Origin of the sequence: Streptomyces sp. NPDC058000 (assembly GCF_042886435.1) — a bacterium.
Lineage (GTDB): Bacteria > Actinomycetota > Actinomycetes > Streptomycetales > Streptomycetaceae > Streptomyces.
This window is the reverse complement of record NZ_JBHVQS010000016.1, coordinates 102,841-126,390: the sequence shown is the minus strand read 5'-3', so window position 1 is coordinate 126,390 and position 23,550 is coordinate 102,841. Positions and strand designations below refer to the sequence as shown.

Genomic DNA, 23,550 nt, shown 5'->3' with positions numbered 1-23,550 from the left:
ATGCGGGAGGGCGCCGGGGCATGGCGGTCGGACCCGCTATGCCTGGTAAGCGGCGGAGATCTGGCCGACCAGGACGGCGAACGGCATGTCGAGGGCGGCGTAGACGGCGCCGGCCTCGGGGGAGGCGTTGTCGGCCAGGGCTTCGACCATGAGGGTGGCGTAGTCGCTGACGATGACGCCCGCCTGCTGCATGCGTAGCAGTCCGGCCTCCCGTTTGGTCCGGCTGAAGGTGCCGGAGGCGTCCACGGCGACGTACGCGGCGAACCCGGCGGCCGTTGCGGAGATCGCGGGCAGTGCCGCGCATACCTCAAGTGACACCCCGGCGAAGATCAGCTTCTGCCGTCCGGTGGCCTTGATGGCTTCCTGGACCCGGTCGTCGTGCCAGGCGTTGACCGTGCTGCGGTCGATGATCTTCTGGCCGGCCGGCAGTGCCTGAACCAGCTCGGGGGCGGTCGGCCCCCACATGCTGTCGGCCGCGGTGGTGGTGACGACCAGGGGGATGCGCAGCACGGTCGCTGCCCGCGCCAGCGCCACCACGTTGTGCTTCAGCTCTCCGACGGGGATGTCCCGGACGCCGGACAGAAGGCCCACCTGGTGGTCGACCAGCACCACGGCGGCGTTCTCTCGGGTGATCGACTCCAGGAACTTGCTGCGCTCGCTCATCTTCCGCTCCTTTGAGGGTTGAGCCACAGCCTGATTGGTCACTAATGTTGATAGTCAACATTGATGACTATTTTTGACGCTATACCTCGACCCTCCGCAGTGCAAGAACCGTTGACTGAAATCGCTGGTCAGACAGCACAGTGGCCGAGGGGCGGCGAGACAGGAGAGGCGTTGACCGGGCACCAGGCAGCGGAACCGGACCTCGGCGTGCTCGCCGCGCGGATCCTCTTCTCCGTCCAGCGAGAGCTGTTCACCGCGCTCGCCGAGCAGGGCTTCGACGACATCCAGCCCCGCGCCGGCGCCGTCCTCGCCTACCTGCGTACCGACGGCATCCGCGCCAGCGAACTCGCCCGCGCCTCCGGACAGCACAAGCAAGTCATCGGCTCCCTCATCGACGACCTCGAACGCCTGGGCTACGTCGAACGCAAACCCGACCCCACGGACCGCCGCGCCAAACTGATCCACCCCACCGAACGCGGCCTGCTCCAGATGGAGGCCGCCGCCGCCATCATGCGCACGATCGAGGAACGCCACGCGAAGGCACTGGGCAAGCGGGAGTACGCCGCCTTCAAGACGGCCCTCCACCGTGTGGCCGACCTCCTGCGGAGCCCATGAGAACTCGCGGTTGTGGGGGGCCGGGGCAGGACGATGCCCCGGCCCCCGTCCGTTCCTGGAGACCGAGCCGGTACTCGAATGCCGTGTGTGACGGCGCATAGCCGGTGCGGTTTCGACGCTCGGCGGATGGACACGCAGGTCCAATTCGGCGAGGTGGTCCTGCCCAGCCCTGGTAGCCAACTCCGAAGCAGTAAAGGGTCTACCGGTGCCGCCCCACAATCTCCCTGCGCAGGCCGGCATCAGACGACCTTGAGCGGGGTGCCGTCGTAGGTCCGCCTGTACGACTTGGCGGTGGCGTTGTGGTTGATCACGTAGCAGGTGTCGAAGGCCGCCCCGGCGAGTCAGGCGGAGCCGCACGGACGGCGTTCAACCGGGTCCGCCACAGGCGCTGACCGGGCTTGGAGACTCCAAACCTGCCAATGTCAACGGGACTTGAGACCCGTGCGCCAGCGCTGGCGGTGCGGCAGAGTCATCGGACCGGGAACGGATCCATGGTGGCCACCGCGTCAGGCTGATCCCTGCTGGTCACGCTGGTCCGACGTCGATTCGGTTGAACCGAGGAAGTGCCGTAGAGTTCACCGTGCCGTCGCGGGGTGGAGCAGCTCGGTAGCTCGCTGGGCTCATAACCCAGAGGTCGCAGGTTCAAATCCTGTCCCCGCTACTCAGAGGTGAAGGCCCGGTATCTACCGGGCCTTCGCTGTATGCGGACTCAGTCGACCCCGCTCACCTCGGTGTTCACCCGGCCATCGCCTGGCCGGGTCGCCGGCTGCGACAGTCGGATTCAGGAACGAGTCCAGTAGTTGGCCCTGGGGGACGCGGGCACACACCTTGCCGCTCATAGCCTCCCGGCACTCCGGTTCCGACGGTCGCCCGGAAACCGCGCTCACTGCGAAAGTGGCCCCCGAGGGTGTGCCGCGACAGGCCAGGATGCTCCCGCCGCAAGCGCGGTCAGTCCCGCCGAGGCCAGTCCACTTCGCTGATATGGCTCGGGTGTGTAGATGCGTATGCGCGGCGAACGGGATGTGCGGAGCGTGCTGCTTGGCGGCTGCGTGCAGGGTGGGCGGGTCGCGGCTGGCGTGCATGGTTAGGGCGCGTCCGTCGCCCAGGTGGAGCAGGTGGGCGCTGTTCCCGAGCCCTTCGTCGGCGAGCGGGACGAGGTGATCGTCCCCGCGGCCCGCGGCGGCCTCCGAGATCTCGGAGGACGGGCGCGTGTGGTCACATCCCTCAGACTCATCTACGATAATCCATGGATTTATGGAGGATGTCGTGTCGGAGAACGCAAGGACCGGGACGAAGACGCGTCTGTACGACGCGTTCGCGGCCAGTGGCAAGGCACTGGCCAGCGGAAAGCGTTTGGAGCTGCTGGATCTGCTGGCCCAGGGCGAGCGCACCGTCGACGCACTGGCGAAGGCGGCCGGGCTGAACCTGACCACCGCGTCCGCGCACCTGCAGACCCTCAAGCAGGCCGGCTTCGTCGCCACCCGCCGCGAGGGCGTGCGCATCCACTACCGCCTCGCCGGCGAAGACGTTGCCCAACTGTTCGCTCTCCTGCGCAAGGTCGCCGAGGCCCACCAGGCCGCCGTGCCCGCAGCCCGCGACGCCTACCTCGGCGAGGACACCGCGGTCGAGCTCAGCCGTGAGGAACTGCGGGTCCGGACCGCCGCCGGGGACGTCGTCGTGCTCGACGTACGGCCGGTCGAGGAGTACCAGGCCGGACACATTCCCGGCGCGATCTCCATCCCGGTCGAGGAGCTCGCCGAGCGGATCAACGAGCTGCCCGAGGACACCGAGATCGTCGTCTACTGCCGCGGCGAGTACTGCGTCCTGGCCCACGACGCCGTGCGGTTGCTGACCGACCTGGGGCGCCGGGCGATCCGCCTCAACGACGGCATGCTGGAGTGGCGCCTGTCGGAGCTGCCCGTCGACGCCTCGGACCTGATGTGACCGGCCCGGGCGGCTACCTTGCGCCGCCTCCGGGACCGGCTGACGGGCCGGTCTGTCTGGACTACAGCACCACCGCCGCGGTCGGCCCGAGAGTCGCGCAAGCGATGGCCCCGTACCTGGCCGGCTTCTGCGGCAACCCCTCCAGCAGCCACTCCTACGCCGACGTTCCCCGCCGGGCGCTGGCCGAGGCCCGCGTCGAAGCCGCCAACCCGATCGGCGCCGGGTCCAGCGAGACCGTGTTCACCGCCGGCGGCTCCGAGGCGGACATGATCTGCCTGTCCGTCGGCCTCGAAGCCGCCGACCACCTCATCGACGACCTCACCCAAGCCCTCGACGCCAGCTGACGAACCATCCCGCGCGCACCGGCCCGCAGCCTCCCGAACCAGGCCCGAACCAGGCCCGAGCCGGTGCGCCACGCCTGCACCCCTGCTTCCGGAAGAGGCCATGACCAGCACCGCATCCGCCGGCACGACGGCCCACATATCCGATCCCGACCAGGCACAGCGCCGCATCCTGCGCGTCCTGGTCGCCTCCCAGGTCCTCAGCGGCGCGGGCCTCGCAGCAGGCGTCACCGTCGGCGCCCTCCTCGCCCAGGACATGCTCGGCTCCACCAGTCTCGCCGGGCTGCCCAGCGCCCTGTTCACCGCCGGATCCGCGCTCGCCGCCGTCGCCGTCGGCCGCATCTCCCAGGCCCGAGGCCGCCGTCCCGGTCTCGCCGCCGGCTACCTCACCGGCGCCATCGGATCGGCCGGCGTCATCATCGCCGCGGTCCTGGACAATCCGGTCCTGCTGTTCATCGCCCTGTTCGTGTACGGCGCGGGCACCGCCACCAACCTCCAGGCCCGCTACGCCGGAGCCGACCTTGCCGCACCCGGCCACCGGGGCCGGGCCGTCTCCACCGTCCTGGTCGCCACCACCCTCGGCGGCGTCGCCGGCCCCAACCTCGCCGCCCCCACCGGCTCGTTCACCGAATCCCTCGGCATACCGAACCTCGCCGGACCCTTCATCCTCTCCGGCGCCGCCTATGCCCTCGCCGCGCTCGTCCTCGCCCTCTGGCTGCGACCCGACCCGCTGCTCCTGGCCCGCACCATTGCCGAGGCCAAGGACGCCGACACCAGCACACACCCGGCCGCCGGCGACGTCGCCGACACGAGCGACGGCCGCGGAGGCGTCGTCCTCGGCGCGCTGGTCATGGTCCTCACCCAGCTCGTCATGGCCGCGATCATGACGATGACGCCGGTCCACATGCACGACCACGGCCACGGCACCGCCGCCTCCGGCCTCGTCATCGGGATCCACATCGGCGCCATGTACCTGCCCTCCCCACTGACCGGCTGGCTCGTCGACCGCTACGGCCGCATGAAGGTCGCCGCCGCCTCCGGCATCACCCTCCTGGCCGCCGGCATCCTCGCCGCCGCAGCACCCGGCGACTCCGTCGCCCTCCTAGCCCTCGCCCTCGCACTGCTCGGGCTGGGCTGGAACTTCGGCCTTGTCTCGGGCACCGCGATCATCACCGACGCCGTACCACTGGCCACTCGCGCCAAGACCCAGGGCCTGGTCGACGTCTCCATCGCCATCGCCGGCGCCACCGGCGGCATGGCCTCCGGCATCATGGTCGCCGCCACCAGCTACCCCCTCCTCGCCCTCACCGGCGGCGCACTCTCCCTCGCCCTTCTGCCCGTCATCGCCGCCACCGCATACCGCCGATGAGCCCCAGGAACCCACAGACCCCCGCGCCGGATATCACCGTCGACGGCACCGGCCTGCTCTGTGCCACCCTCCTGTTCCGCCTCCGCAAGGAGATCGACGGCGCGGAGCCGGGCACCGTCGTCCACGTCATCGCCACCGACCCCGCCGCACCGCTCGACTTGCCCGCCTGGTGCCATATGACCGGCCACCACTACCTCGGCCCGGTTCCCGACGGCGCCAGGTCGGTCCACGCACTGCGACTCTCGGCCCAGGCACGCCCCACCCGGGCCGACGCCCCCTGGCACCCCGCCAGTACCTGAGAACACCCGCGGCCGGCTCAAGTGCAGAGGGTGGCGTAAGGCATCACCTCGCGCCTCTGGCTTGGCCGGCGGGTTCTGGGTGTATCGACGCGCAGCGGTCCCCATCGCCGGCGGCAGGCAATTGCGGAAAACCGCAGTGCGGCCGGGCGGTCAACCGCATGGTCTGGCGCCGGCGTGCTGCCTAGCGTGAGCGGCATGATCGCAATGTCGGCTTCCGCGCCGTTTCTCGCATCCTCTGCCGAACCCGCCGGTGGTATCGCCGGGTGGGCCGTCGACATCATGGGCGTCCTCGGTGCTGCCGGCGCGGGGGTGACCAACCTCGTTGACACCGTTCTGCCGTTCGTTCCCAGTGAGATCGTCCTCCCCGTCGCCGGATTCGCGGCCGGGCAGGGCCGGTTGAGCCTGGTGGCCGTCATCGTCTGGACCACCGTTGGCTCCATCGTCGGCTCATGGATCGTGTATGGGGTGGGTGCCCTCCTGGGGCGCGACCGCACCCGCGCGCTCGCCGCCCGCATCCCCCTCGTCCGCCCGCACGAGATCGACCGGGCCGAGGCGTGGTTCGAACGGCGAGGTCGCGCCGCGGTGTTGCTGGCACGCATGGTGCCGGTGGTGCGCAGCCTGATCTCCATTCCGGCCGGGATCCAACGCATGCCGCTGCCGGCCTTCACCGCGCTGACCGCCGCCGGCAGCCTGGTGTGGAACACCGCGTTCGTACTGTTGGGATACTGGCTGGGCGACAACTGGCGGCTGGTGGAGGAGTACGGGGGAATGGTGTCCAAGGCGCTGGTGGTGCTGGCCCTCCTGGCCGTTGCCCGTTGGTTCCTGGTGCGGCTGCGTCGTCGTCCGAGCGCCCGGCACCGCGCATGAGGCCCGTGCGCACGGTCGCCGGTCTCGTGCTCGGCACCGTCTCGGTGTGCGCCGCCCTCGCTGTCCTGGCTGCCTGGGGCGTGGCGCGGCGGAGCGGTCCGGTGGTCGGTGTGGCCGCATGGGAGCAGCGGCGAGTGGCCGTCCTGCTCGGCGGGGAGCCCGTGTGTCCGGAGGGCATCGAGCCGCGGCGGGCCGCGGCGTATCTGTGGTGCCGCATCCCTGTCGGGCTACTCGGCGGCGGGGCACTGTTGTTGTTGGCCACGGGTGGCTGGACGGTCGTCACCGGGCTTTCGCGCTGGCTGACCGGCCAGGACGTCGACGGTATGAGCCCCACCTGGCCGATCGTCGGATACCTCCTGACCGTCGGCCTGCTCTTGCTCTTCCTCGACCTGGCCGGACTGGCCGCCGTCGTCGAGCTGGAGCGACGGTTGGTGCGCCGCTTCCTCGGCCCCGACGAACTGGCCCGGATGCGCCGTCGGCTCGACGAACTGACCGCCACACGGTCAGGGATCGTGGAAGCCGTGGACGCCGAACGACGCCGCATCGAGCGTGACTTGCACGACGGCCTGCAACAGCGCCTGGTCGTGGTGGCGATGCTGCTCGGACGAGCGCGTCGCAAGGACAGCGCGGAACTGTACCGACAGGCACAGGCCGAAGCCGAGCAGGCGGTGGAGGAGCTGCGCCAGGTGGCATGGCGGGTGTATCCCTCCACGCTGGACGAGTTGGGACTGCGCGAGGCCCTGGCCCAAGACGCCGAACGGTCACCCGTCCCCGTCCACATCACCGGCGACCTGGCGCGGCGTCCTACCCCGGCCGTGGAGACGGCCGCCTATTTCGCGGTACGCGAGGCGCTCACCAACGCCGCCAAGCACGCCGGTGCCCTTCGGATCGATGTGGAGATCGGCCAGGAGGCCCGCCTGGTCCGCGTAGCGGTACGCGACGACGGATGCGGCGGAGCCGACCCCGGCGGCCCGGGGCTGGCCGGGCTGGCACGCCGGATCCGTGCCCTGGACGGACACCTGAGCGTGGACAGCCCGCCGGGCGGTCCCACCCGAGTGGTTGCGGAGCTGCCGTGCGAGTGATGATTGCGGAAGACTCGGCGCTGCTGCGCGAGGGCCTGGTGCATATGTTGGCCGATGAAGGACACGAGGTGTCCGCCGCGGTCGGCGATGGGGACGCGCTACTGGCCGCGGTCGCCGCCTGGCCGCCGGACGTCGCCGTCATGGACGTACGCATGCCCCCCAGTCACACCGACGAGGGCTTGCGGGCCGCACTGCGGCTGCGGGCCGAACACCCCCGGGTGGGGGTGCTGGTGCTGTCGCAGTACGTCGAGCACAGATACGCCGCGGAGTTGCTGGCAGCGGACACCCGGGGCGTGGGATACCTGCTGAAGGACAGAGTCGCGAGGGTGGAGGAGTTCCTGTCCGCACTGGAGCGGGTGAACGAGGGGGAGACGGTGTTCGACCCGGAGGTGGTGCGCCGTCTGCTGACCCGCTCACGCCACGCCGACGAGCTCGGCCTGCTGACCGATCGTGAACGGGCCGTCCTGGCCCTCATGGCCCAAGGACACACCAACACCGGCATCGCACAACAACTGTTCGTGTCCAAGAGCGCGGTGGAGAAGTACACCAATGCGGTATTCGACAAGCTGCGGCTGCCACGGGACAGCGGCACGAACCGCCGGGTCTTGGCGGTGCTCCGCTTCCTCGGAAGCTAGGGCCTGTCCGATCCGTCGGACAAGCCCCAGGCATGCCCGACGGATCGCGTGGCCAGGCAGCGCCCGTGGGCAAGCTCGCGCGGCGGGCCCACCACCAAGATTCACCTGGTGAGCGACGGCGCCTGCCGCCCACTGGCCCTCCCAGACACGACAGGAGGGCCTACATGCCTACATGCCTACGCCTCCCACGGCGCCATCACCTTGTCCCGATCCAGCTCTGGCTCCGGCTCCGGCTCCGTCCATGACCGGCCGGATTGTGGTCAAGGGGTGTAGACGGCGTCACTGCCGTACAGCTCCCTGGTGAAGCCGGAGATGTAGTCGTGCTGGTCGGAACCGTCCAGGTCGTAAGTCAGGTACACGCCATAGCCTTCACCCACGGTTTGCCGGGCGAGGTCGGCTGCGGTGCTCGGAGGCGTAGCTCCGATCTGGACAGCTGCCGGTGACAGGCTCGACTTGGGCAACGAGATGCGCGGTACCTGCCACTGCCCGTACCAGGGGTTCCAGGCGTAGTTGAACTTCGACGAGATGTCCACGCCACCGTAGGACAGCCTCTCCGCCGACGGGCCGATGCTGTACAGAGAGATGAGCTTGTTGGGCATGTAGTCACGCAATGCGGAGACCAGGTAGACGAAAGAGCTGTCGTTGGGTTGCCCCGTGCCGTTCTTCCCGTACTCGACGTACTCGTCGTCGAAGTCGATGCCATCCAGACCGTACTTGCTGACGGCATCGGACAACTGCTTGGCGAACGCCGAGGCTGCCTCCTTGGACGGGAAGTTGGCGAAGCCGGCACCTTCGTGGTTGCCGAGCACCGACAGCATGACCTTGATGCCCTTGGCCTGGAGCGGTCGGATCTGGGTCGCCGCGTTGTCGAGGACGCGTTGCACGTTCTCATTGAAGTACAGGTACGCCGACTTCTTGGTGGCGTCGTAGTTGATGTTGGCGGCGAAGATGACCGCGACGTCGAACACGTTGGCGCCGCCCTCGGCCAGGGTGTACTTGCCGACATTGAGCATGCTGTTGCGGTTCACCTCGACATAGGCCACCGAGGTTGGACCCTTCTTGGCAGACACCGCCGCCGCAGGGGTGGTCGCCTTGGCGCCGACTAACAGTGCCGCTATGAGCAGAAACGCAAGCGCAGCCGCTCGCGCTCCGCCTCGACCAAAAGTGAACGTCATTGACCAATCTCCCATCGATGAGGTGGCATCGTGAACTTGCCCCAGCCGGACGCACCCTAGGCAATGCCCATGTCATTGGGCCTCATCGGTTGTCCCCGGGCCCGCGGGGGGGGGATCCGGACGGCACGGTGACCATGCGACGTGAGCCGTACCGAAGACGGATCCGTTCACGCCGCGGCCCGCCATCTCACGCCCCTGGCGTCGAGGCGACTCCGCCGGACGGGACGGACAGGACACAAAGGAAGGGCGGGACGGAAATTGCCGGGTGCGGGTGGCGACGGACGGGCCGCCGGCGGAGCTCCCAGTCGAAATCGGGGAGCGGCCGGTCGGTGCGTAGGACCCGTCGAAGAGCGGGATGCCGGAGCCGATGGCGATCGGGTCCCGATTGATGATCAACTGGATGATCGCGTTGATCGCTTTGTTCTCGTAGATCTCGTTGAGCAGACAGGCTGTCGGATTCCCGCCGCCGGCCGACCATTGCTGGATCGTGCTGAGGGTCGGCGGGATGATCACCCATCGCCGTCGAGGCGAGACCAAGCGGTAGCCCTGACCCTGATCTACCTCGTGCTTACGGCCTTCATCGCCGTCGATCCCCTCGGCCCATCGCCGACGGCGCACACGCCTCCATCCCCTCCGCTGAATGGGCGGCCTGACCGGATCCATTCGCAGGACGATCATCGCGCTGCGGATCAGGCACTACGGGCCTGGGTCACTGCCTGGCGTATCTTGCGGGCTGTCCGTGGCCGCTGCCGTACCAGCTCCTCGATCGCGCGACTCAGCCAGTCCGCGTCGCCAAACCGGTGTGCCTCGCCCGCGGCAACGGTCTGGCTGAACAGCGTTTCCCACCAGACGAGTTCCGTGGCGCGATACCGTCGTCTGTGGCAGTCGAAGGAGACTACCCAGTCCTCATAGGGATGGCGCAGCGTCATGTGCACATAGCCGCGACCGCCGCCGAAGAGCGTCCTGACTCCGTGGCTGCCCCTCGGCGGGTGCTTGGCACCGAACGTGAAGCCGGCCAACATGATCCTGCCCCAGGGAATCAACTGCTCTTCGGAGTCCGATACGTGCTGGAGCAGCCCGTCCGCGCTGAACTCCAGCCATGTGCCACCCGGCTTCGTGCGATCGCCCGCGGACCAGCGGCCGTTAACCCTCTCCAAGGGCCCCAAAGACATGCTTGTGTCTCATGCGCCCATTGGAACAGGTTCGAAGACCAGCGGTTTGCTCAGTGTGGAGCGCACCGGCGAGCACGCGAGGCGCTCCGCGATCGCGGGGCGGTGAACCTCAAGCGCGGGGTCGAGGGCGAGCTCGTATCGGAACCGCGTTGCTGACTCCCCACGCTCCAGGTGCACCCTCACACTGACGTCGCCCTCGGTGACGCCGAGGTCGGCCAGTGCCATCCGCGCGGAGATGGTCATGCACGTGGCCAGCGACGCCTCCAGTAGTTCGTGTGGCCGCATGCCCGCCGAACCACCCATGCCCTCTTTGAGCGTGTCCGCGCGGCCCTCGTTGTCACCGGCCCGGAACTTGACCTGCCACGGCGTCGGAAGCGCCACAGCCTCAACCATCGTCACTGCCTCCCTTCCCGGAAACGGACTCGCCAGGATCGTAACGAGCAGCTCGCATCGCGAGAAGTACGGTCCAACCAGTGGAACCTACGCCGTGAGTCACGGGGCAAGTGTGGGTTGCTGCACGCTAGTTGATGTGGGTCAGCAGGTCGTCAAGGGCTGCGGGGATGCGGTTGTCGACGGCAGCGCGGAAACAGGTTGCTGTGGCCATGCCTCCTTCCTCTCCATAGTCATGGATGTGAGTAATCATTTTCTTGAGTACGATGAGCGGCGTCCCCTGTGAAAAGTTCGGAAACAGGGGCACCAAGAGGGAGGCGATGCAATGGCCTTGCGCCATGCCGTCCTGGCGGCGTTGCTCGATGGGGAGCTGAGTGGGTATCAGCTGGCCAAGTCCTTCGACTTGGGCGTGGCGAACTTCTGGTACGCCCAACCGCAGCAGCTGTACACCGAGTTGACCAGACTGGAAGAAGGCGGGCTGATCGCGGGCCGCGAGGTGGTCCAGGACACGCGGCCCAACAAACGACTGTTCCGGGTGACCGACGCCGGCCTGGCGGAACTGGAGCGCTTCACGGCCACCGCCACCAAACCCTCCTTCATCCGCGACGACCTGGCGGTCAAGGTACAGGCAGCCGACCACGTCGACACCGAGGCGCTGATTGCGCAACTGGCCGAGCGTGCAGCCTTCGCCCGGGCCAAGACCGACCTGTTCGGCCGGCTGCTGCACACCATGCGTGGCGAGCGCACCGAAGAGGAGTTCCTACGCCACAGCAAGCGCATCGGCCCTTACCTGACGTGTCTGCGCGGCCTGGCTTTCGAGCAGGGCAACCACGACTGGTGCGAACGCACCATCGAGATCCTGCGGGACAGGCAGGTGGCCCATGCCAGGCACTGACCCGCGGTACGCGCGCTACGTAGCCTTGGGCGACAGCCAGACCGAGGGCCTCGGCGACGGCGACGACACGGTGGGCCTGCGTGGCTGGGCCGACCGGCTCGCCGAACAGCTCGCACAGCACAACTCCGCTCTGGAGTACGCCAATCTGGCCGTACGCGGCCGGCTCGCCGGGGAGGTACGTACCGAACAGCTCAGCCCGGCCCTCGCCCTGCGCCCCGACCTGGCCACCGTGGTCGCCGGGGTCAACGACCTGCTGCGGCCACGGTTCGACGCCGACGAAGTCGCCGGGCACCTGGAGGCGATGTTCGCCGCGCTCACCGCCCAGGGCGCCCGCGTCGCCACCCTCACCTTCCCCGACATCGCACGCATCACCCCCCTCGCCCGGCCCCTCGGCTCCCGTGTCACCGCCCTCAACGACCGGATCCGCCAGGCGGCTCGTCGCCACGGGGTCACCGTCGCCGAGACCAGCCACCACCCCGTGGTCACCGACCCCCGCCTGTGGAGCCCGGACCGGCTCCACGCCAGTCCGCTCGGCCACCAGCGGATCGCCGCCGCCGTCGCCCATGCCCTCGCCCTGCCCGACAGCGACGACACCTGGACCCACCCCCTGCCGCCTCCGAAGACGGCCTCTCCCGTCGGATGGCGCGCGGCCGCGCATGAACTGAGCTGGGCCGCCGCCTTCCTCGGTCCCTGGCTGGGCAGACGTCTGCGCGGCCGATCCGCCGGCGACGGTCACACCGCCAAACGCCCGCACCTCCTCCCCGTACAGACACCTACCGACACCAGTCATAGCGAACGGCCAACCTGAGCAGGGTGCTTGAGCCGGTCCGGCACACAGCAGGCGGGAAGCCCGGAAGCTCCTTGGTGGGGAAGCTGATGGGATGGGCTTCGTTGACCAGGTCGCACAGCCCACGGCACCCGTCGCACTGGCCGGCGAGCCGTCCCATCGCCCGCCGGGAGGTCTGGTGCGCGAGGGTGCGGGCCGCAGAGCCTCGGGCCGCATCACGATGCAGCTGTTCGACCTGCCGTTTGCCCGGTACCTTCCCGCACCGGGGGTCGATCCGAGCCGCGGCCTCCAGCTCCTCGACGATCAACGACACCATCGACACCGCCTCCTCCACCGTCGCGGTGAGAGGGCGGCCATCCAACGACACCCCCGATCGGCGAACTGGCAGCTCAGCACGCCGGAGAGCCACCCCCGACTCGTTTCCTGACCCTGTGGTGAAGAGTTCTCCGTCACTGCCGTCACATCGGCGGCCTCTGGAGGCTCATCCGGGTAAGTCTTGACGATGGGATGGTGTGACTGGTGAACAAGAGCGAGTGGCTGGCCGAGCACTTCGAGCGGGAACGCCCGCGGCTGCGTGCGGTGGCATATCGGATGTTGGGTTCGGTGGCGGAGGCCGACGACGCGGTGCAGGACGCCTGGCTTCGGCTGAGCCGGTCCGACGAGGAACACATTGCCAACCTCAGCGGGTGGCTGACCACCGTTGTCGCGCGGGAGTGCTTGCACCAACTACGGTCCCGGCGGCGCCGCCGGGAAGACCCGCTGGTCGAGTACCTGCCCGACCCGGTCGTCCGGGCTGGAGACCCCGACCCCGAGCAGGAGGCGCTGCTGGCCGACGCGGTGGGCCTGGCGCTGCTTGTCGTACTCGAACGGCTCACCCCGGCCGAGCGGTTGGCGTTCGTGCTGCACGACATGTTCGACCTGCCCTTCGACGAGATCGCCCACCTCGTCGACCGAACCCCCACGGCCGCACGGAAACTCGCCAGCCGAGCGCGGCGCCGGGTCAACGGCGCGGAGATCCCCCGGCCCGATCGGGATCTCGCACGCCAGCGGAAGGTGGTCGACGCCTTCTACGCAGCGGCGCGGACCGCCGATCTCGACGCCCTCGTCCAGGTCCTGGACCCCGATGTCGTGCAGCGCACCGAGTTCGGTGCCACCCGACCGCCAAGCGTCGTCCGCGGTGCAGCGGCGGTGGCCAAGCAGGCCCGTGCGCCCCGCGGTGGCGAACTGCGCCCCGTCCTGGTCAACGGCACGGTCGGCGCGCTGGTCACCCGGAACGGACAGCCGTACTCCGTCATGGCCTTCACCGTCACCGACGACAAGATCGTCAGGATCGACGTCATCCGCAACGCCGACCGCGTCCGCAGCCTCGCGTCCAGCGTCCTCGGCCAGGCCGAGTGAGCGGCCTGGCCCGGTGCGCCGCGCGCACCGGGCCAGGAACTCACCAGTACCTGGCGGACGGTCGTACTTCGACCGCGCCACCCAGTCGCGCCTGCGGTACGCGGGACGCGATCGCGATCGCGGCATCCAGATCCTCGGCCTCGACCACCAGAAATCCGCCCACCGAGGTGTTGTCGAACGGACCCTCGGTGGTGACGGCCGAACCGTCTTCCACGCGGACGGTCGTCGCGTCCTTGGGCAGACCCATCGGCGGTGCACCGGTCACGTTCTCCATCGTGCCGATTGCCGCCCAGTCGGCGTAGGCTGCCTTCCTGTCCTCCTCCGACACCAACTCCGCCTGCGGAGTGCCCGGCAACGGATACGTGCCCTGGTGGATCACCAACACAAACTGCATCATGTCCTCCTCATCGAGTGCGTCCTTCGCACACACCCATGAGCCCGGGCACCAGACCGATGTGACCACTCAGGTGGAACTCGTGGAATCCGCCAGGCCATGACGGTTCTTGATCGCTGCGGTACGGCGTCGCCATGCCTGAACCGTGATCTTCCCTCAACGCGAGATATACCCAGTGGGGTTTGCGTGTGCCCAAATTGGTTTGCAACCGACGTTGGTTGTCGCTCTGGGGAGCCGTGGCTGGGCTGTCCTCTGTCTGTTGGTCTGGTCCCTGTCTCAAGTGGTCTGCTTTGGTCCGCTTGTCGTCGCAGACGGTCCGGTTTCATCGCGAGCGGTGGTGTCCCTCCCCAGTGGGCGATAGGGGAGCCGCTGGGTGGTGGTGTCGGCTACAGCGGGTCCTGCTGTTCGGCGGGGAAGAGGATGGGGCTGAGCAGGTAGCGGGTGCGCTCCTGCGTGGGTTCGTTGGCGAGGAGGGGCACGATGGCGGCTTGCATCGCGCTGATGAGTGCTACGAGTTCGTCCCTGCTGAGCCAGATCGCGTGCTGCCGATAGCCGACGAGGTCGTCCACGGGATCGCTGCCCTCGCGCTCCAGGTAAGCGCCGAACTCCGCGACCAGGGCGGCCATGGCGGCAGCGAATGCCCGCTCGTGGTGCTGCGGGGTGAGCGAACGTGCGGTTTCCGTGTCGATGCCCGCGCGTTCCTGCCGTAGCCGGTAGCGGCGTTCGACGGCGCCCCGCACCCGCCGTTCGTCGGCTACGTCGATGATGCCGCCTGCGGCGAGAAGGTCGACGTGCCGGTAGACGGTCGCCTTGGACACGTCCGGGATCAGGGCGCACAGCTGCCCGGTGGTCAAGATCCGCCCGCCGCGCAGTGCGTGGACCACGCGGAGGCGGACGGGATGCGCCAGGAGTTCCAAGGTGTCCATGGCCCAACTTTCTCACACATGCTACCTTTCCAAAAACTAAGAAAGGTGAAAGGGATGCAGACTGCGGAGGAGACCGCCGTGTCGGTGGTCGAGTTGGCGCGCGATGGCCGTTTCAGGGAGATCGCTGCACTGTTCGCCCCGCCGTTGCGTGCTGCGCTGACCGCCGAGGCCCTCCAGGCGGCCTGGCTCGCCGGGACCGCGGGAACCGGTCCGGTCACAGACCACGGCGAACCGTCGAGCGAGCGCCTGCGGGAGGACCTGATCCGTGTCAGCGTTCCCGTGGTCTGCGAACGAGGCCAGCTCACCGCCGTCATGTCGCTCGACTCCGCCAGCCTGCTGAACGGGATACGCCTCGCGCCCCCTGCCTGCGAACCATGGGCGGCGCCCTCCTACGCGGATCCGGACGCCTTCGAGGAGCACGAGGTCACCCTCGGAGCAGGTGCTCTCGCCGTGGCGGGCACCGTTACCGTTCCGCGTGGCGACGGCCCGTGGCCCGGGGTCGTGCTCCTGAGCGGTGGAGGTCCCTTCGACCGGGACGCGACCAGCGGACCCAACAAGCCCCTCAAGGATCTCGCCTGGGGTCTGGCCAGCCGAGGCGTGGCCGTGTTGCGCCACGACAAGGTGACCTTCACGCACGCGGCGGAGGTGGCTGCCGCGGACGACTTCACGATGACACGCGAGTACGCCCCCTACGCCATCGCCGCCGTGCGTCTGCTCCAGGAGGAGCCGTGCGTTGATTCCAGCCGGGTGTTCGTCGCCGGTCACAGCATGGGGGGCAAGGTCGCGCCACGGGTCGCCGAGACCGAGCCCTCCGTCGCGGGCGTCGTGATCCTGGCGGGTGACGCCGAGCCCATGCACCGGGCGGCCGTCCGGGTCGTAGGCCACCTCGCCGCCCTCGACCCCGGCCCTCACTCCGAGGCGGCCCTCGCCGAGATCACCCGTCAGGCCGAGACCGTCGAGACCGCTTTGTCGCCCCGAACGCCCCGAGGGGACCTCCCCTTCGGTCTTCCTGCCTCGTACTGGCTGGACCTGTGCTCCTATGACCCGGTCGGCACCGCCGCCGCCCTGGACAAGCCGCTGCTGATCCTCCAGGGCGGTCGTGACTACCAGGTCACCGTCGAGCACGACTTGTCCCTCTGGCGAGAGGGGTTGACCGGGCGTCCGGACGTCACCGTCAAGGTCTACGAAGCCGACGACCACCTCTTCTTCCCAGGGGCAGGACCGTCAACGCCCGCCGGCTACATGGCACCCCAGCACGTCGACGCGGCGGTCATCACAGACATCGCTGCATGGCTGGACTTCCAGCTTCAGCGCGATTCCTGAAAGCGGGCGTTTCGCTATGGCGCCACCGCCACGGGTTCACCCGTCGCCTCACCGGCCGGGACGACGCGACCGCGGCCGCCCCCACCCACGTCGTTGAACCCGCCTGCGGCGGCAGGCGGGCCCAACGGTGGTGTTGGCGCTTTCCGGGCGGGCGACCTCGTGGTGGGGTCGGTTGGGAACGCGTACGGCCACCGCGGATCATCGGGACGGTGCGGACAGTGAGGATCGTGCGGTGGCCGTGGGCCTCTGCGCAGGCCGCTCGGGGTGGGCGCGGTTCAGGTGCGGTAGGCGTAGTACGCGGCGTCGGGGTACGACGCGACGATGCTGGCCACCGACCTGTTGTAGGTGTTGGTGGAGTGGTACGTGACGTACGGCATGCCCTGTCGGCTGCGGTTGGTGACGATCATGGAATGGTCCTTGGAACCGTCCCTGTCGAAATCCAGCTGCAGCACGTCACCGATGTCCATTTGGTAGACGTTGGCGAGGCTGCTGGCCCGCTTGGAGGACAGGGCGAACCAGGAGAACTCGTTGACGCCGACGAAGGAGTCCGACTGGATCTCGGAGTTGCCGAACCACTTGTGGAAGTCCGTCGTGTAGCCGGGCACGTGCTGCCAACCACCCGCCTTCAGTGCCTGGCTGACGAAGTTGGTGCAGTCCCCGCCGTCGCTGGCGCCATTGAAGTCGGGGTAGTCCGGGTTGTATCTGCTCCAGTACTTCGTCGCGTAGGCCGCCATGGCGTTGTAGTCGTACCCGGTGGCCGTGAAGTTCTTCGGGTTGGCCGGCGCGGGCCGCGTGGTGGCCGAGCGGGTCGCTGAGGGCGGGGCGTCGGTGGTGGCCGGCGCGACGCCGAGGGGCTTGGCCACCTGGTTCACCGCGAGGTAGCCGTCGTCGGTGTCGCGGACACCAGTCAGTTGCCAGTCACCCTTGTGGTCTGCCTGGAAGGCCAGTTGGTGGTGGGCCTGGAATCCGGTGGTCCTGGGACCGGTGCCCTCGGCCTTCTCGTAGGCCAGGGTCGTGGTCTCGGTGACGTCGACCGTGGCCCGTCGCCCCGTCATCCTGGTGCTGTCGAGGGTGACTTCGGTGCTGGCTCCGCTGTACTTCTCGCCGAGCTGGGCCAGGCGGGATTTGCGGGCGCGCAGTGCGTCGAGGGTCGATCCCTCTTCGCGGGCCTGGGGCGCGGACAGTCGTACCTTTCCGGTGAAGCCGGACGTCCGCTGCGGGTGTGACTCCTGATGCCCGCTCCGGGCGCCGTCCACCAGGGACTGTGTGCGATCGGCGAAGACCGCGTCGGCCAGCCGCTGAAACGTGGCCTTGGTGGCCGAGTCCAGGGGCAGGTCGTCAGCGACCGCCGCGCCCGCGCTGCCGTTGGGTAGCACGACTCCTATGGCCACTGAGGCTGCCGCCACCGCGATCACGGTGGCGCGATTCCGCCCGCGGCCTATTCTTATCGATTTCAACGATATTCCCCTCTGTGTCGGTATATGGGCCGGACGGCCATATTTTTGCACGAGATGTGCACGTGGTGTGAAGAGGTGTGCACACTGGGAACCAGGTTGGTTTCGGGGTCACTTGACGACCGTGGACCACTCCGGCGACTGTGCCGGATCCAGCCCGCGCAGCCGCTGTAGCGTTTCGGGCCGCTGCACGTCCAGCCAGTCAGCGAGTTCCTTGAAGGACACGCACTTGACGCCCTTCTTGGTGCAGGTGTTCTTGACCACCTGGTCGATGGCCTTCATGTAGATGCCGCCGTTCCAATCCTCGAAGTGGTTGCCGACGAACAGCGGTGCCCGGCTGCCGTAGTAGACGCGATTGAAGCCCGCCATGTAGGAGTCGACGGTCTGCTGCTCCCAGGTGGCGTACTTGGCCGGATCGCCCTTGACCTCGCCGTGGGACTGGTTGTAGAGGAAGTTGAAGTCCATCGACAGGCCCTGGTAGTCGCCGCCGGGGTACGGCAGCATCTGTAGCGGAAAATCCCAGACGCCGTCCTTCTTGGTCGGCCATATCTGGAAGTCGCCCGGGGAACTCGCGTCGTAGCGCCAGCCGTAGCTCTTCATGGCCTTGAGCAGGTTCGGCTGCCCCTCCAGGCAGGGGGCGCGCCCACCGGCCACCTCCTTGCGGAAGTCGAAAGGCAGGGCGGTAACGTCCCGATAGCCGGTGTTGGTCCGCCACTTCTCCACGAAGTCGTAGAACTGGTCGATCTCGCTCTTCCACTCTTCCACGCTCCAGTCGCCGCCGCCTTTGGCGCCACAGAAGTGGCCGTTGAAGTGGGTGCCGATCTCGTTGCCGTCCTGGTAGGCCGCGGCGAGTTGGGTCAGGGTGGTGCGGATGTGCTCGTCGGTGGGGTAGCTGATCGCGGCGGAGCCCACCGGGTGCTGGGGCGGGTGGTAGAGGTCCTTCTTGCTCTTGGGCAGCAGGTAGATGCCGGTGAGGAAGAAGGTCATGTGGGCGTCGTAGTTCTTGGCCAACTCGCGGTAGTGGGAGAAGAGCCGCTCGTCGCCCTCCAGTGCGCCGTCCCAGGAGAAGACGACGAACTGCGGTGGCCGCTCACCTGGTTTGAGCGGCTTCACCGCTAACTGGCCCTTCTGCGGGCCGGTGTAGGAGGTCGATCCGTCCCCGAGGACCTTGGGTTTGCCGTCCCACGCCGGCTCCTTGCGGGGCTGCGTGGGACTCTGGTCGACCGACCCGCCCTTGTCGCCGGAGGACGCCAGGGCATCGCCGTCGGTCTGGCTCAACACCAGGTACCCCGCGGCGGCCGAGCACACGACGAGGACGGCCGACGCGAGGACTGCGGCGCGGGTACGGACGGTGCGGCGGGGTGCGCGGGCCTTGCGGCGGCGACCTGGAGTCGACTTCATACGGGGCTCAAATCTGCGAAGGGAGGTTCCGGTGCGGATGCGGTGCGGGTGCGAGTGCGGGTTCAGGCGGTCCGCCGGTCAGTCGGTCAGCGCAGTGGGCTCATGACGCCCGCCCAGATGTCGTACGGAACGCTGTCGGTGGGGGTTCCCGCGAGCCCCTTCAGCGGCAAGGGTTCGAGGCTCTTGGCCAGGTCCATGCGGTAGACGACCACGGCCGTCGAGACGGCACGGGCCGTGCCGACGTACCAGGCGGCGGTGTCGTCGGCGGTGTCGTCGTCCGCGGCGGTGGTGCCGATGGCGCCGGTGGTGGTGCCGGCCTTGCCGGACACCGCGGCCGTAGCGGGAGCGGCGCCCGGGTGGGCGGAGCGGAACGAGTCCGTGAGTGCCCGCGTCACCTCCGCGGCCACCTCGGCGGTGACCGCGCGGCGGGCCTCGGGGGAGTCCAGGCGCACGGTCGCACCGTTGCGGGTGATGTGGTGCACGGAGTACGGCTCGACGTGCTGCCCCGCGGCGGCGAAGGTCGCGTAGCCGCTGGCCATTCGGATCGCGCTCGGCGTGGAACTGCCCAGGGACAGGGCGGGGACCTGGGGCCCCATGGTGGAGGGCAGCAGCCCGGCCGCCTGGGCCGTCTGCCTGACCTTGTCCAGGCCCGTGTCCATACCCAGTTGCATGAAGGGGGTGTTCACCGACTTGGCGAGCGCCTCGCGCAGCGTCAGCCGGCCCCACGACTTCCGGCCGTCATTGTGGGCGGCGACCTTCTTGCCGCTGCGGTTCCAGTAAGGGCCCTCCGGTGTGCTGATGGGCACGCCGTCGTCGCCGTCGTAGAGGGACTGCGGGGTGACCTTCTCCCGGGGCGCGTCCCGTTGCTTGACCACGCCGTGTTCGAGAGCGGCCGCGTACACGAACGGCAGGAAGGCCGAACCGGCCGGTACCGTCCCGGCGTTGGACTCGTTGTAGCCCTGCTTCCGGTGGTCCGGGCCACCGTAGACGGCGAGGACGCGGCCGTCGGTGGCCACCGACGCGATGCCGTAGTGGGCGGCGGTCGCCGCGTCCGGGTGGGTTTGCCGGGCCTTCTTGCGCGCCCCGGCCACCACGCCGTCGAGCGCCGCCTCCCGTTTGCGGTCGAAGGTGGTGTAGATCTGATAGCCGCCCAGGTCGAACTCCCTGGCCGGGATGTGCCCGGCCTTCTGGGCGTACTGGGAGGCGAGTTCGACGAGGTAGTCGCTCTGCTGGCCGGTGTCGTACAGCGGGTTCTGCCTGAGCGGCTCGGGGAAGGCCCGGTACCCGGCCCGCTCGGACGGCGACAGCTTGCCGATCCGCACCATCCGGTCCAGGGTCCACTTCCAACGTTCCACCGCCCGCTTGTGGTTGGCGGCGCTCAGTGTGGGGTCGTACAGGCCGGCGCCCTTGAGCAGCGAGGCCAGGAAGGCCGCCTGGCTCGCGTTGAGTTGGCTGACGTCCTTGCCGTAATAGGCTTGCGCGGCGCGCTGGATACCGTAGGTGCCGCGGCCGAACCAACTGGTGTTGAGGTATCCCTCCAGGATCGCGTCCTTGCTCATCCGGTTGTCCAGCTTGAGAGCGATCATCGCCTCGGTGAACTTGCGGCTGAGGGTCTGGTCTTGGTTCAGATAGACGTTCTTGACGTACTGCTGGGTGATGGTCGAGCCGCCCTGGGTTTCGCCTTGACCGACCGTGCGCCACAGGGCGCGGGTGAGGCCCTTGAACGAGACGCCGGGGTCGTCGTAGAAGCTCTCGTTCTCGGCCGCCAGCACGGCCCAACGGACGTCCTCGGGTATCTCCTTCAGCGGCATCGCCTGCCGCTGGACCCATCCGGTGCGGGCCATGGGTGTGCCGTCGGACCAGAAGTACACGTTGTCCTGCTGGGTGGCGTACGCGTTGAGGTCCTTGGGTATGTCGGTGGCGGCGTAGGCGATGGCCAGGAAGAGGCCGGTCAGGCCGACGGTCGTCGATGCGATGCCCAGCCACTGCCGACCGGAAGGCACCCAGCGGCGCCAACCGGTGCGGCCCGGGCGCGGATAACGCGGCCTGACCCGGCGGGCGTACGGCGCCAGTCGCGCGACGAGGGCACCCAGCAGCGCACCGATGCGTATTCGGGCGGAAAGCGACGGCGCGTCCCTACGCCGGGCGGCCCGCCCACCGGACCGTTCCGGCCGCTGCGCCAGCGCGGTCTCGTCGGTCGATGCGGGCGGTGGAACTCTCATCCGTAACGTGCGCTCGGGGTCGGCGGACGTAGTTGTCCGGACGCCGTCCCCTTCACTGGGGAGAGGCTCCCGGGGCGTGCCCCGTCGGCGGCCCGACGGTCCGTGGGTCTCATCCGGATCGCCCGGCCTCCGCCCAGTCGCTGTCACTCCGTCTTCCCTCCGCGCTACGCGGGTGACCCGCGCGGGGCGTCACAGCCGTCGCAGACGCAACTGCCGTCCCCCCGCCCCCAGCTACGCCGCAGTCTTCACCACTTATACAAAAGTATCAGTGATCTTTTCGAAATCTCCACGCAAAGCCCGAACAAGGAAGCAATCCAGACGAGACCCGGCGGCCCCGCCACCGCGTCCCTCGCTCACCGCCAGGGACGATCGGGTGGCGGTGGGCTGGTGGGGCGAAATCGCACAACGACTTGCTGATCGGGAGCCTGGCGGTGCGGCGAGTTCTCGTGATCCTCGACCAGGACCGGGCGGCCACTCCGCCGCCCTCGCTGAAGAGATTCCGGATGAATTGCGCACGCCGGCCCAAGTGGTCTGGGTGGCGTGGTGGTTCGCCGGGGAGGCGTTCGCATCGTGCGAAGGGGCTGCCGGACGGGGAATGGTTCCGGTCCGGCAGCCCTTGCGAGGGGGTGTGGGTTCGCTCGACAGTTGTGCCGCGCCTCTCTGGCGAAGAGTGTCAGAAGAGTGGCAACTGCCCGTGCAGTGGCGTCAGTCGGTGACTTCGATCTTGCCGTTGGGGGAGGCTGCTGCGGAGGTGGGGCTCGCGCCGACGGGGGTGTCGGAAGGGGCGTGGCCGCCGGTTCCTCCGGCTACGCGCTTCAGCATGCTCGCCAGGTCGACCCCCGACACCGAGCCGAGGAGTTCCATCCCCTGGGCCACGTTGTTCGCGACCGTCCGGGAGAGCTGGCCGGCGCCGTCCGTGGAGATCACGGTCAACTTGTCCACGGCGCCCAGGGGTTCGGATGCCTTGGCGACGACCTGCGGGAGGACCTCGACCAGCATCTGGAGGACGGCCGCGTCGCCGTAGCGGGCGAAGGCGTCGGCCTTCTTGTGCATCGCGTCGGCCTCCGCGGTTCCCTTCGAGGCGAGCGCCGCCGCCTCCGACTCGCCCTCCAGCCGCACCGCTTCGGCGAGCGCGGCGCGGCGCAGCTTCTCGCCCTCACCCGTCAGCCGGGCCCGTTCCGCGGCCGCCTCGGCCTCCTTGACCTGCGCGATCCGGCGGGCCTCGGCCTCTTGCTCGGCCTGGTAGCGGGCGGCGTCGGCGGGCTTGCGGACCTTGGTGTCCAGTTCCCGGTCGGTGAGCGCCGCCTGCCGTTCGGCGACCTTCTCCTGCTCGGACAGCACTTCCTGCTGGCGCGCGGCCTCGGCCAGCGGGCCGGCCGCGTTCGCCTTGGCGGCCGCCGCCTCGGTCTCGACCCGGATCTCGGCCTGCCTGAGGTAGAGCGTCCGCTCCGCGACCGCGATCTCCTCGGCGGCCTTCAGGCGAGCCTGTTCCGACACCCGCTGGGCGTTCGCCTCGGCGATGTCCGCCTCCTGACGGGCCCGGGCGGCCTCCGGACGGCCCAGGTCCTCCAAGTAGGAGCCCTCGGTGGTGATGTCCTGGATCTGGAACGCGTCGAGGATCAGGCCCTGCCCGGACAGGCTGGCCTCCGCCTCCTCGGCGACCTGTCCGGCGAACGCGGCCCGGTCGCGGATGATGTCCTCGACCGACATCCGGCCGACGATCGCCCGCAGCGCACCCGACAGCACCTCCTGGGTGAACCCGACGATGCCGTCCTGCTGCTGGAGGAAGCGCTGCGCCGCGGCCCGGATGGCGTCCTCGCCGCCGCCGACCTTGACGATCGCGACGCCGTCGAGGTTGGCCTTCACCCCGCGCAGCGTGACCGCGCCGCGCACGGCCACCGGCAGATGCCGGCTGGAGAGGTCCAGCAAGAAGCGTTGCTGGACGAACGGGACGACGAAGACGCCGCCTCCGACGACGACCTTCTGGCCGCTGTTGTCGACACTGATCCGGCCGGTCTCCGGGTCGGTGGACTTCTTGCCGCGTCGGCCGGTGATGATGAACGCTTCATTCGGTCCGGCGACCTTGTAGCGCGTGATCACCACCAGGGCGAGCAACACAACGAGGACGACGGCGCCCATGACGGCGACGATGACTGAACTCATAACAAATCCCCCCTGCCTTCCTGGGGGTAGGCAGA

23 protein-coding genes and 1 tRNA gene are annotated in these 23,550 nt (G+C 68.9%); 13 read left to right on the top strand and 11 right to left on the bottom strand.

Features of this window, described 5'->3' with window-relative positions:
* Positions 1 to 36 precede the first annotated feature (36 nt).
* Positions 37 to 663, bottom strand: a complete 627-nt coding sequence (locus ACFVT2_RS18510) for an isochorismatase family protein (RefSeq protein WP_390018793.1) — start codon at positions 661 to 663, stop codon at positions 37 to 39.
* A 171-nt stretch (positions 664 to 834) separates the two neighbouring features.
* Here ACFVT2_RS18510 and ACFVT2_RS18505 point away from each other — a divergent pair, with 171 nt between their 5' ends.
* The 9 genes from ACFVT2_RS18505 to ACFVT2_RS18465 all read left to right on the top strand — a co-directional run bounded on the left by ACFVT2_RS18505 (position 835) and on the right by ACFVT2_RS18465 (position 7,815).
* Positions 835 to 1,278 carry a MarR family winged helix-turn-helix transcriptional regulator gene (locus ACFVT2_RS18505; protein ID WP_390018790.1) on the top strand — a complete coding sequence of 148 codons (444 nt, stop codon included), beginning with the start codon at positions 835 to 837 and terminating at the stop codon, positions 1,276 to 1,278.
* 587 nt (positions 1,279 to 1,865) lie between these two features.
* A tRNA-Met gene (locus ACFVT2_RS18500) sits at positions 1,866 to 1,939 on the top strand.
* A gap of 605 nt (positions 1,940 to 2,544) precedes the next feature.
* Positions 2,545 to 3,222, top strand: coding sequence for an ArsR/SmtB family transcription factor (locus tag ACFVT2_RS18495; protein ID WP_390018787.1), 678 nt, complete (start codon positions 2,545 to 2,547; stop codon positions 3,220 to 3,222).
* Complete coding sequence (locus ACFVT2_RS18490) at positions 3,177 to 3,566, top strand: aminotransferase class V-fold PLP-dependent enzyme (protein WP_390018785.1); 390 nt, start codon at positions 3,177 to 3,179, stop codon at positions 3,564 to 3,566. Before ACFVT2_RS18495 ends, ACFVT2_RS18490 begins: the two co-directional genes overlap by 46 nt.
* Positions 3,567 to 3,666: 100 nt before the next feature.
* Positions 3,667 to 4,932 (top strand): MFS transporter, encoded by a 1,266-nt coding sequence (locus ACFVT2_RS18485; protein WP_390018784.1) that lies wholly within the window; start codon positions 3,667 to 3,669, stop codon positions 4,930 to 4,932.
* The gene (locus ACFVT2_RS18480) at positions 4,929 to 5,231 is read left to right on the top strand and encodes a sulfurtransferase TusA family protein (RefSeq protein WP_390018782.1); all 303 of its coding nucleotides are present in this window, start codon (positions 4,929 to 4,931) and stop codon (positions 5,229 to 5,231) included. Before ACFVT2_RS18485 ends, ACFVT2_RS18480 begins: the two co-directional genes overlap by 4 nt.
* Before the next feature lie 195 nt (positions 5,232 to 5,426).
* A complete protein-coding gene (locus ACFVT2_RS18475) occupies positions 5,427 to 6,098 on the top strand; it encodes a DedA family protein (protein ID WP_390018779.1) in 672 nt (223 codons plus the stop codon).
* Positions 6,095 to 7,180, top strand: coding sequence for a sensor histidine kinase (locus ACFVT2_RS18470; protein ID WP_390018776.1), 1,086 nt, complete (start codon positions 6,095 to 6,097; stop codon positions 7,178 to 7,180). The genes ACFVT2_RS18475 and ACFVT2_RS18470 overlap by 4 nt, the downstream gene beginning before the upstream one ends.
* The gene (locus tag ACFVT2_RS18465; protein ID WP_390018774.1) at positions 7,180 to 7,815 is read left to right on the top strand and encodes a response regulator; all 636 of its coding nucleotides are present in this window, start codon (positions 7,180 to 7,182) and stop codon (positions 7,813 to 7,815) included. The genes ACFVT2_RS18470 and ACFVT2_RS18465 overlap by 1 nt, the downstream gene beginning before the upstream one ends.
* Before the next feature lie 260 nt (positions 7,816 to 8,075).
* Here ACFVT2_RS18465 and ACFVT2_RS18460 read toward each other — a convergent pair whose 3' ends face one another.
* The 3 genes from ACFVT2_RS18460 to ACFVT2_RS18450 all read right to left on the bottom strand — a co-directional run bounded on the left by ACFVT2_RS18460 (position 8,076) and on the right by ACFVT2_RS18450 (position 10,555).
* A complete protein-coding gene (locus ACFVT2_RS18460; RefSeq protein ID WP_390018772.1) occupies positions 8,076 to 8,990 on the bottom strand; it encodes an endo-beta-N-acetylglucosaminidase H in 915 nt (304 codons plus the stop codon).
* Positions 8,991 to 9,679: 689 nt separating this feature from the next.
* Positions 9,680 to 10,162, bottom strand: coding sequence for a hypothetical protein (locus ACFVT2_RS18455; RefSeq protein WP_390018770.1), 483 nt, complete (start codon positions 10,160 to 10,162; stop codon positions 9,680 to 9,682).
* A gap of 9 nt (positions 10,163 to 10,171) precedes the next feature.
* Complete coding sequence (locus ACFVT2_RS18450) at positions 10,172 to 10,555, bottom strand: OsmC family protein (RefSeq protein WP_390018767.1); 384 nt, start codon at positions 10,553 to 10,555, stop codon at positions 10,172 to 10,174.
* A 322-nt stretch (positions 10,556 to 10,877) separates the two neighbouring features.
* Between ACFVT2_RS18450 and ACFVT2_RS18445 the strand changes: the two genes are divergently transcribed.
* Together ACFVT2_RS18445 and ACFVT2_RS18440 are read left to right on the top strand one after the other, a co-directional pair.
* Positions 10,878 to 11,447 (top strand): PadR family transcriptional regulator, encoded by a 570-nt coding sequence (locus ACFVT2_RS18445; RefSeq protein WP_390018765.1) that lies wholly within the window; start codon positions 10,878 to 10,880, stop codon positions 11,445 to 11,447.
* The gene (locus ACFVT2_RS18440) at positions 11,434 to 12,255 is read left to right on the top strand and encodes an SGNH/GDSL hydrolase family protein (protein ID WP_390018763.1); all 822 of its coding nucleotides are present in this window, start codon (positions 11,434 to 11,436) and stop codon (positions 12,253 to 12,255) included. The genes ACFVT2_RS18445 and ACFVT2_RS18440 overlap by 14 nt, the downstream gene beginning before the upstream one ends.
* On the opposite strand, the gene ACFVT2_RS18435 is transcribed toward ACFVT2_RS18440, so the two are convergent.
* Complete coding sequence (locus ACFVT2_RS18435) at positions 12,221 to 12,595, bottom strand: hypothetical protein (RefSeq protein WP_390018760.1); 375 nt, start codon at positions 12,593 to 12,595, stop codon at positions 12,221 to 12,223. The two genes, ACFVT2_RS18440 and ACFVT2_RS18435, sit on opposite strands and share 35 nt — an antisense overlap.
* 158 nt (positions 12,596 to 12,753) lie before the next feature.
* Between ACFVT2_RS18435 and ACFVT2_RS18430 the strand changes: the two genes are divergently transcribed.
* Complete coding sequence (locus tag ACFVT2_RS18430; protein ID WP_390018758.1) at positions 12,754 to 13,632, top strand: sigma-70 family RNA polymerase sigma factor; 879 nt, start codon at positions 12,754 to 12,756, stop codon at positions 13,630 to 13,632.
* 40 nt (positions 13,633 to 13,672) lie between these two features.
* Here the strand turns inward: ACFVT2_RS18430 and ACFVT2_RS18425 are convergent, their stop codons facing one another.
* Both ACFVT2_RS18425 and ACFVT2_RS18420 read right to left on the bottom strand, forming a co-directional pair.
* Entirely contained in the window at positions 13,673 to 14,062 is a 390-nt protein-coding gene (locus ACFVT2_RS18425) for a YciI family protein (RefSeq protein ID WP_390018755.1), read from the bottom strand.
* A 350-nt stretch (positions 14,063 to 14,412) separates the two neighbouring features.
* A complete protein-coding gene (locus ACFVT2_RS18420) occupies positions 14,413 to 14,952 on the bottom strand; it encodes a helix-turn-helix domain-containing protein (protein ID WP_390018752.1) in 540 nt (179 codons plus the stop codon).
* 54 nt (positions 14,953 to 15,006) lie between these two features.
* Here ACFVT2_RS18420 and ACFVT2_RS18415 point away from each other — a divergent pair, with 54 nt between their 5' ends.
* The gene (locus ACFVT2_RS18415) at positions 15,007 to 16,275 is read left to right on the top strand and encodes a hypothetical protein (protein ID WP_390018750.1); all 1,269 of its coding nucleotides are present in this window, start codon (positions 15,007 to 15,009) and stop codon (positions 16,273 to 16,275) included.
* 275 nt (positions 16,276 to 16,550) lie between these two features.
* On the opposite strand, the gene ACFVT2_RS18410 is transcribed toward ACFVT2_RS18415, so the two are convergent.
* The 4 genes from ACFVT2_RS18410 to ACFVT2_RS18395 form a co-directional block, all read right to left on the bottom strand.
* The gene (locus ACFVT2_RS18410) at positions 16,551 to 17,681 is read right to left on the bottom strand and encodes an amidase domain-containing protein (RefSeq protein ID WP_390018748.1); all 1,131 of its coding nucleotides are present in this window, start codon (positions 17,679 to 17,681) and stop codon (positions 16,551 to 16,553) included.
* 159 nt (positions 17,682 to 17,840) lie between these two features.
* The gene (locus ACFVT2_RS18405) at positions 17,841 to 19,130 is read right to left on the bottom strand and encodes a hypothetical protein (RefSeq protein ID WP_390018747.1); all 1,290 of its coding nucleotides are present in this window, start codon (positions 19,128 to 19,130) and stop codon (positions 17,841 to 17,843) included.
* Between the two features lie 86 nt (positions 19,131 to 19,216).
* A complete protein-coding gene (locus ACFVT2_RS18400; protein WP_390018745.1) occupies positions 19,217 to 21,352 on the bottom strand; it encodes a transglycosylase domain-containing protein in 2,136 nt (711 codons plus the stop codon).
* Between the two features lie 705 nt (positions 21,353 to 22,057).
* The gene (locus ACFVT2_RS18395; RefSeq protein ID WP_390018743.1) at positions 22,058 to 23,515 is read right to left on the bottom strand and encodes an SPFH domain-containing protein; all 1,458 of its coding nucleotides are present in this window, start codon (positions 23,513 to 23,515) and stop codon (positions 22,058 to 22,060) included.
* Positions 23,516 to 23,550: the final 35 nt, after the last annotated feature.

Excerpts from the sequence above, each read along its gene's own strand:
- ACFVT2_RS18510 (WP_390018793.1), bottom strand. The coding sequence starts at position 663 with ATGAGCGAGCGCAGCAAGTTCCTGGAGTCGATCACCCGAGAGAACGCC.
- ACFVT2_RS18485 (WP_390018784.1), top strand. The coding sequence starts at position 3,667 with ATGACCAGCACCGCATCCGCCGGCACGACGGCCCACATATCCGATCCC.
- ACFVT2_RS18480 (WP_390018782.1), top strand. The coding sequence starts at position 4,929 with ATGAGCCCCAGGAACCCACAGACCCCCGCGCCGGATATCACCGTCGAC.
- ACFVT2_RS18475 (WP_390018779.1), top strand. The coding sequence starts at position 5,427 with ATGATCGCAATGTCGGCTTCCGCGCCGTTTCTCGCATCCTCTGCCGAA.
- ACFVT2_RS18470 (WP_390018776.1), top strand. The coding sequence starts at position 6,095 with ATGAGGCCCGTGCGCACGGTCGCCGGTCTCGTGCTCGGCACCGTCTCG.
- ACFVT2_RS18465 (WP_390018774.1), top strand. The coding sequence starts at position 7,180 with ATGATTGCGGAAGACTCGGCGCTGCTGCGCGAGGGCCTGGTGCATATG.
- ACFVT2_RS18460 (WP_390018772.1), bottom strand. The coding sequence starts at position 8,990 with ATGACGTTCACTTTTGGTCGAGGCGGAGCGCGAGCGGCTGCGCTTGCG.
- ACFVT2_RS18455 (WP_390018770.1), bottom strand. The coding sequence starts at position 10,162 with ATGTCTTTGGGGCCCTTGGAGAGGGTTAACGGCCGCTGGTCCGCGGGC.
- ACFVT2_RS18450 (WP_390018767.1), bottom strand. The coding sequence starts at position 10,555 with ATGGTTGAGGCTGTGGCGCTTCCGACGCCGTGGCAGGTCAAGTTCCGG.
- ACFVT2_RS18445 (WP_390018765.1), top strand. The coding sequence starts at position 10,878 with ATGGCCTTGCGCCATGCCGTCCTGGCGGCGTTGCTCGATGGGGAGCTG.
- ACFVT2_RS18440 (WP_390018763.1), top strand. The coding sequence starts at position 11,434 with ATGCCAGGCACTGACCCGCGGTACGCGCGCTACGTAGCCTTGGGCGAC.
- ACFVT2_RS18420 (WP_390018752.1), bottom strand. The coding sequence starts at position 14,952 with ATGGACACCTTGGAACTCCTGGCGCATCCCGTCCGCCTCCGCGTGGTC.
- ACFVT2_RS18415 (WP_390018750.1), top strand. The coding sequence starts at position 15,007 with ATGCAGACTGCGGAGGAGACCGCCGTGTCGGTGGTCGAGTTGGCGCGC.
- ACFVT2_RS18405 (WP_390018747.1), bottom strand. The coding sequence starts at position 19,130 with ATGAAGTCGACTCCAGGTCGCCGCCGCAAGGCCCGCGCACCCCGCCGC.
- ACFVT2_RS18400 (WP_390018745.1), bottom strand. The coding sequence starts at position 21,352 with ATGAGAGTTCCACCGCCCGCATCGACCGACGAGACCGCGCTGGCGCAG.
- ACFVT2_RS18395 (WP_390018743.1), bottom strand. The coding sequence starts at position 23,515 with ATGAGTTCAGTCATCGTCGCCGTCATGGGCGCCGTCGTCCTCGTTGTG.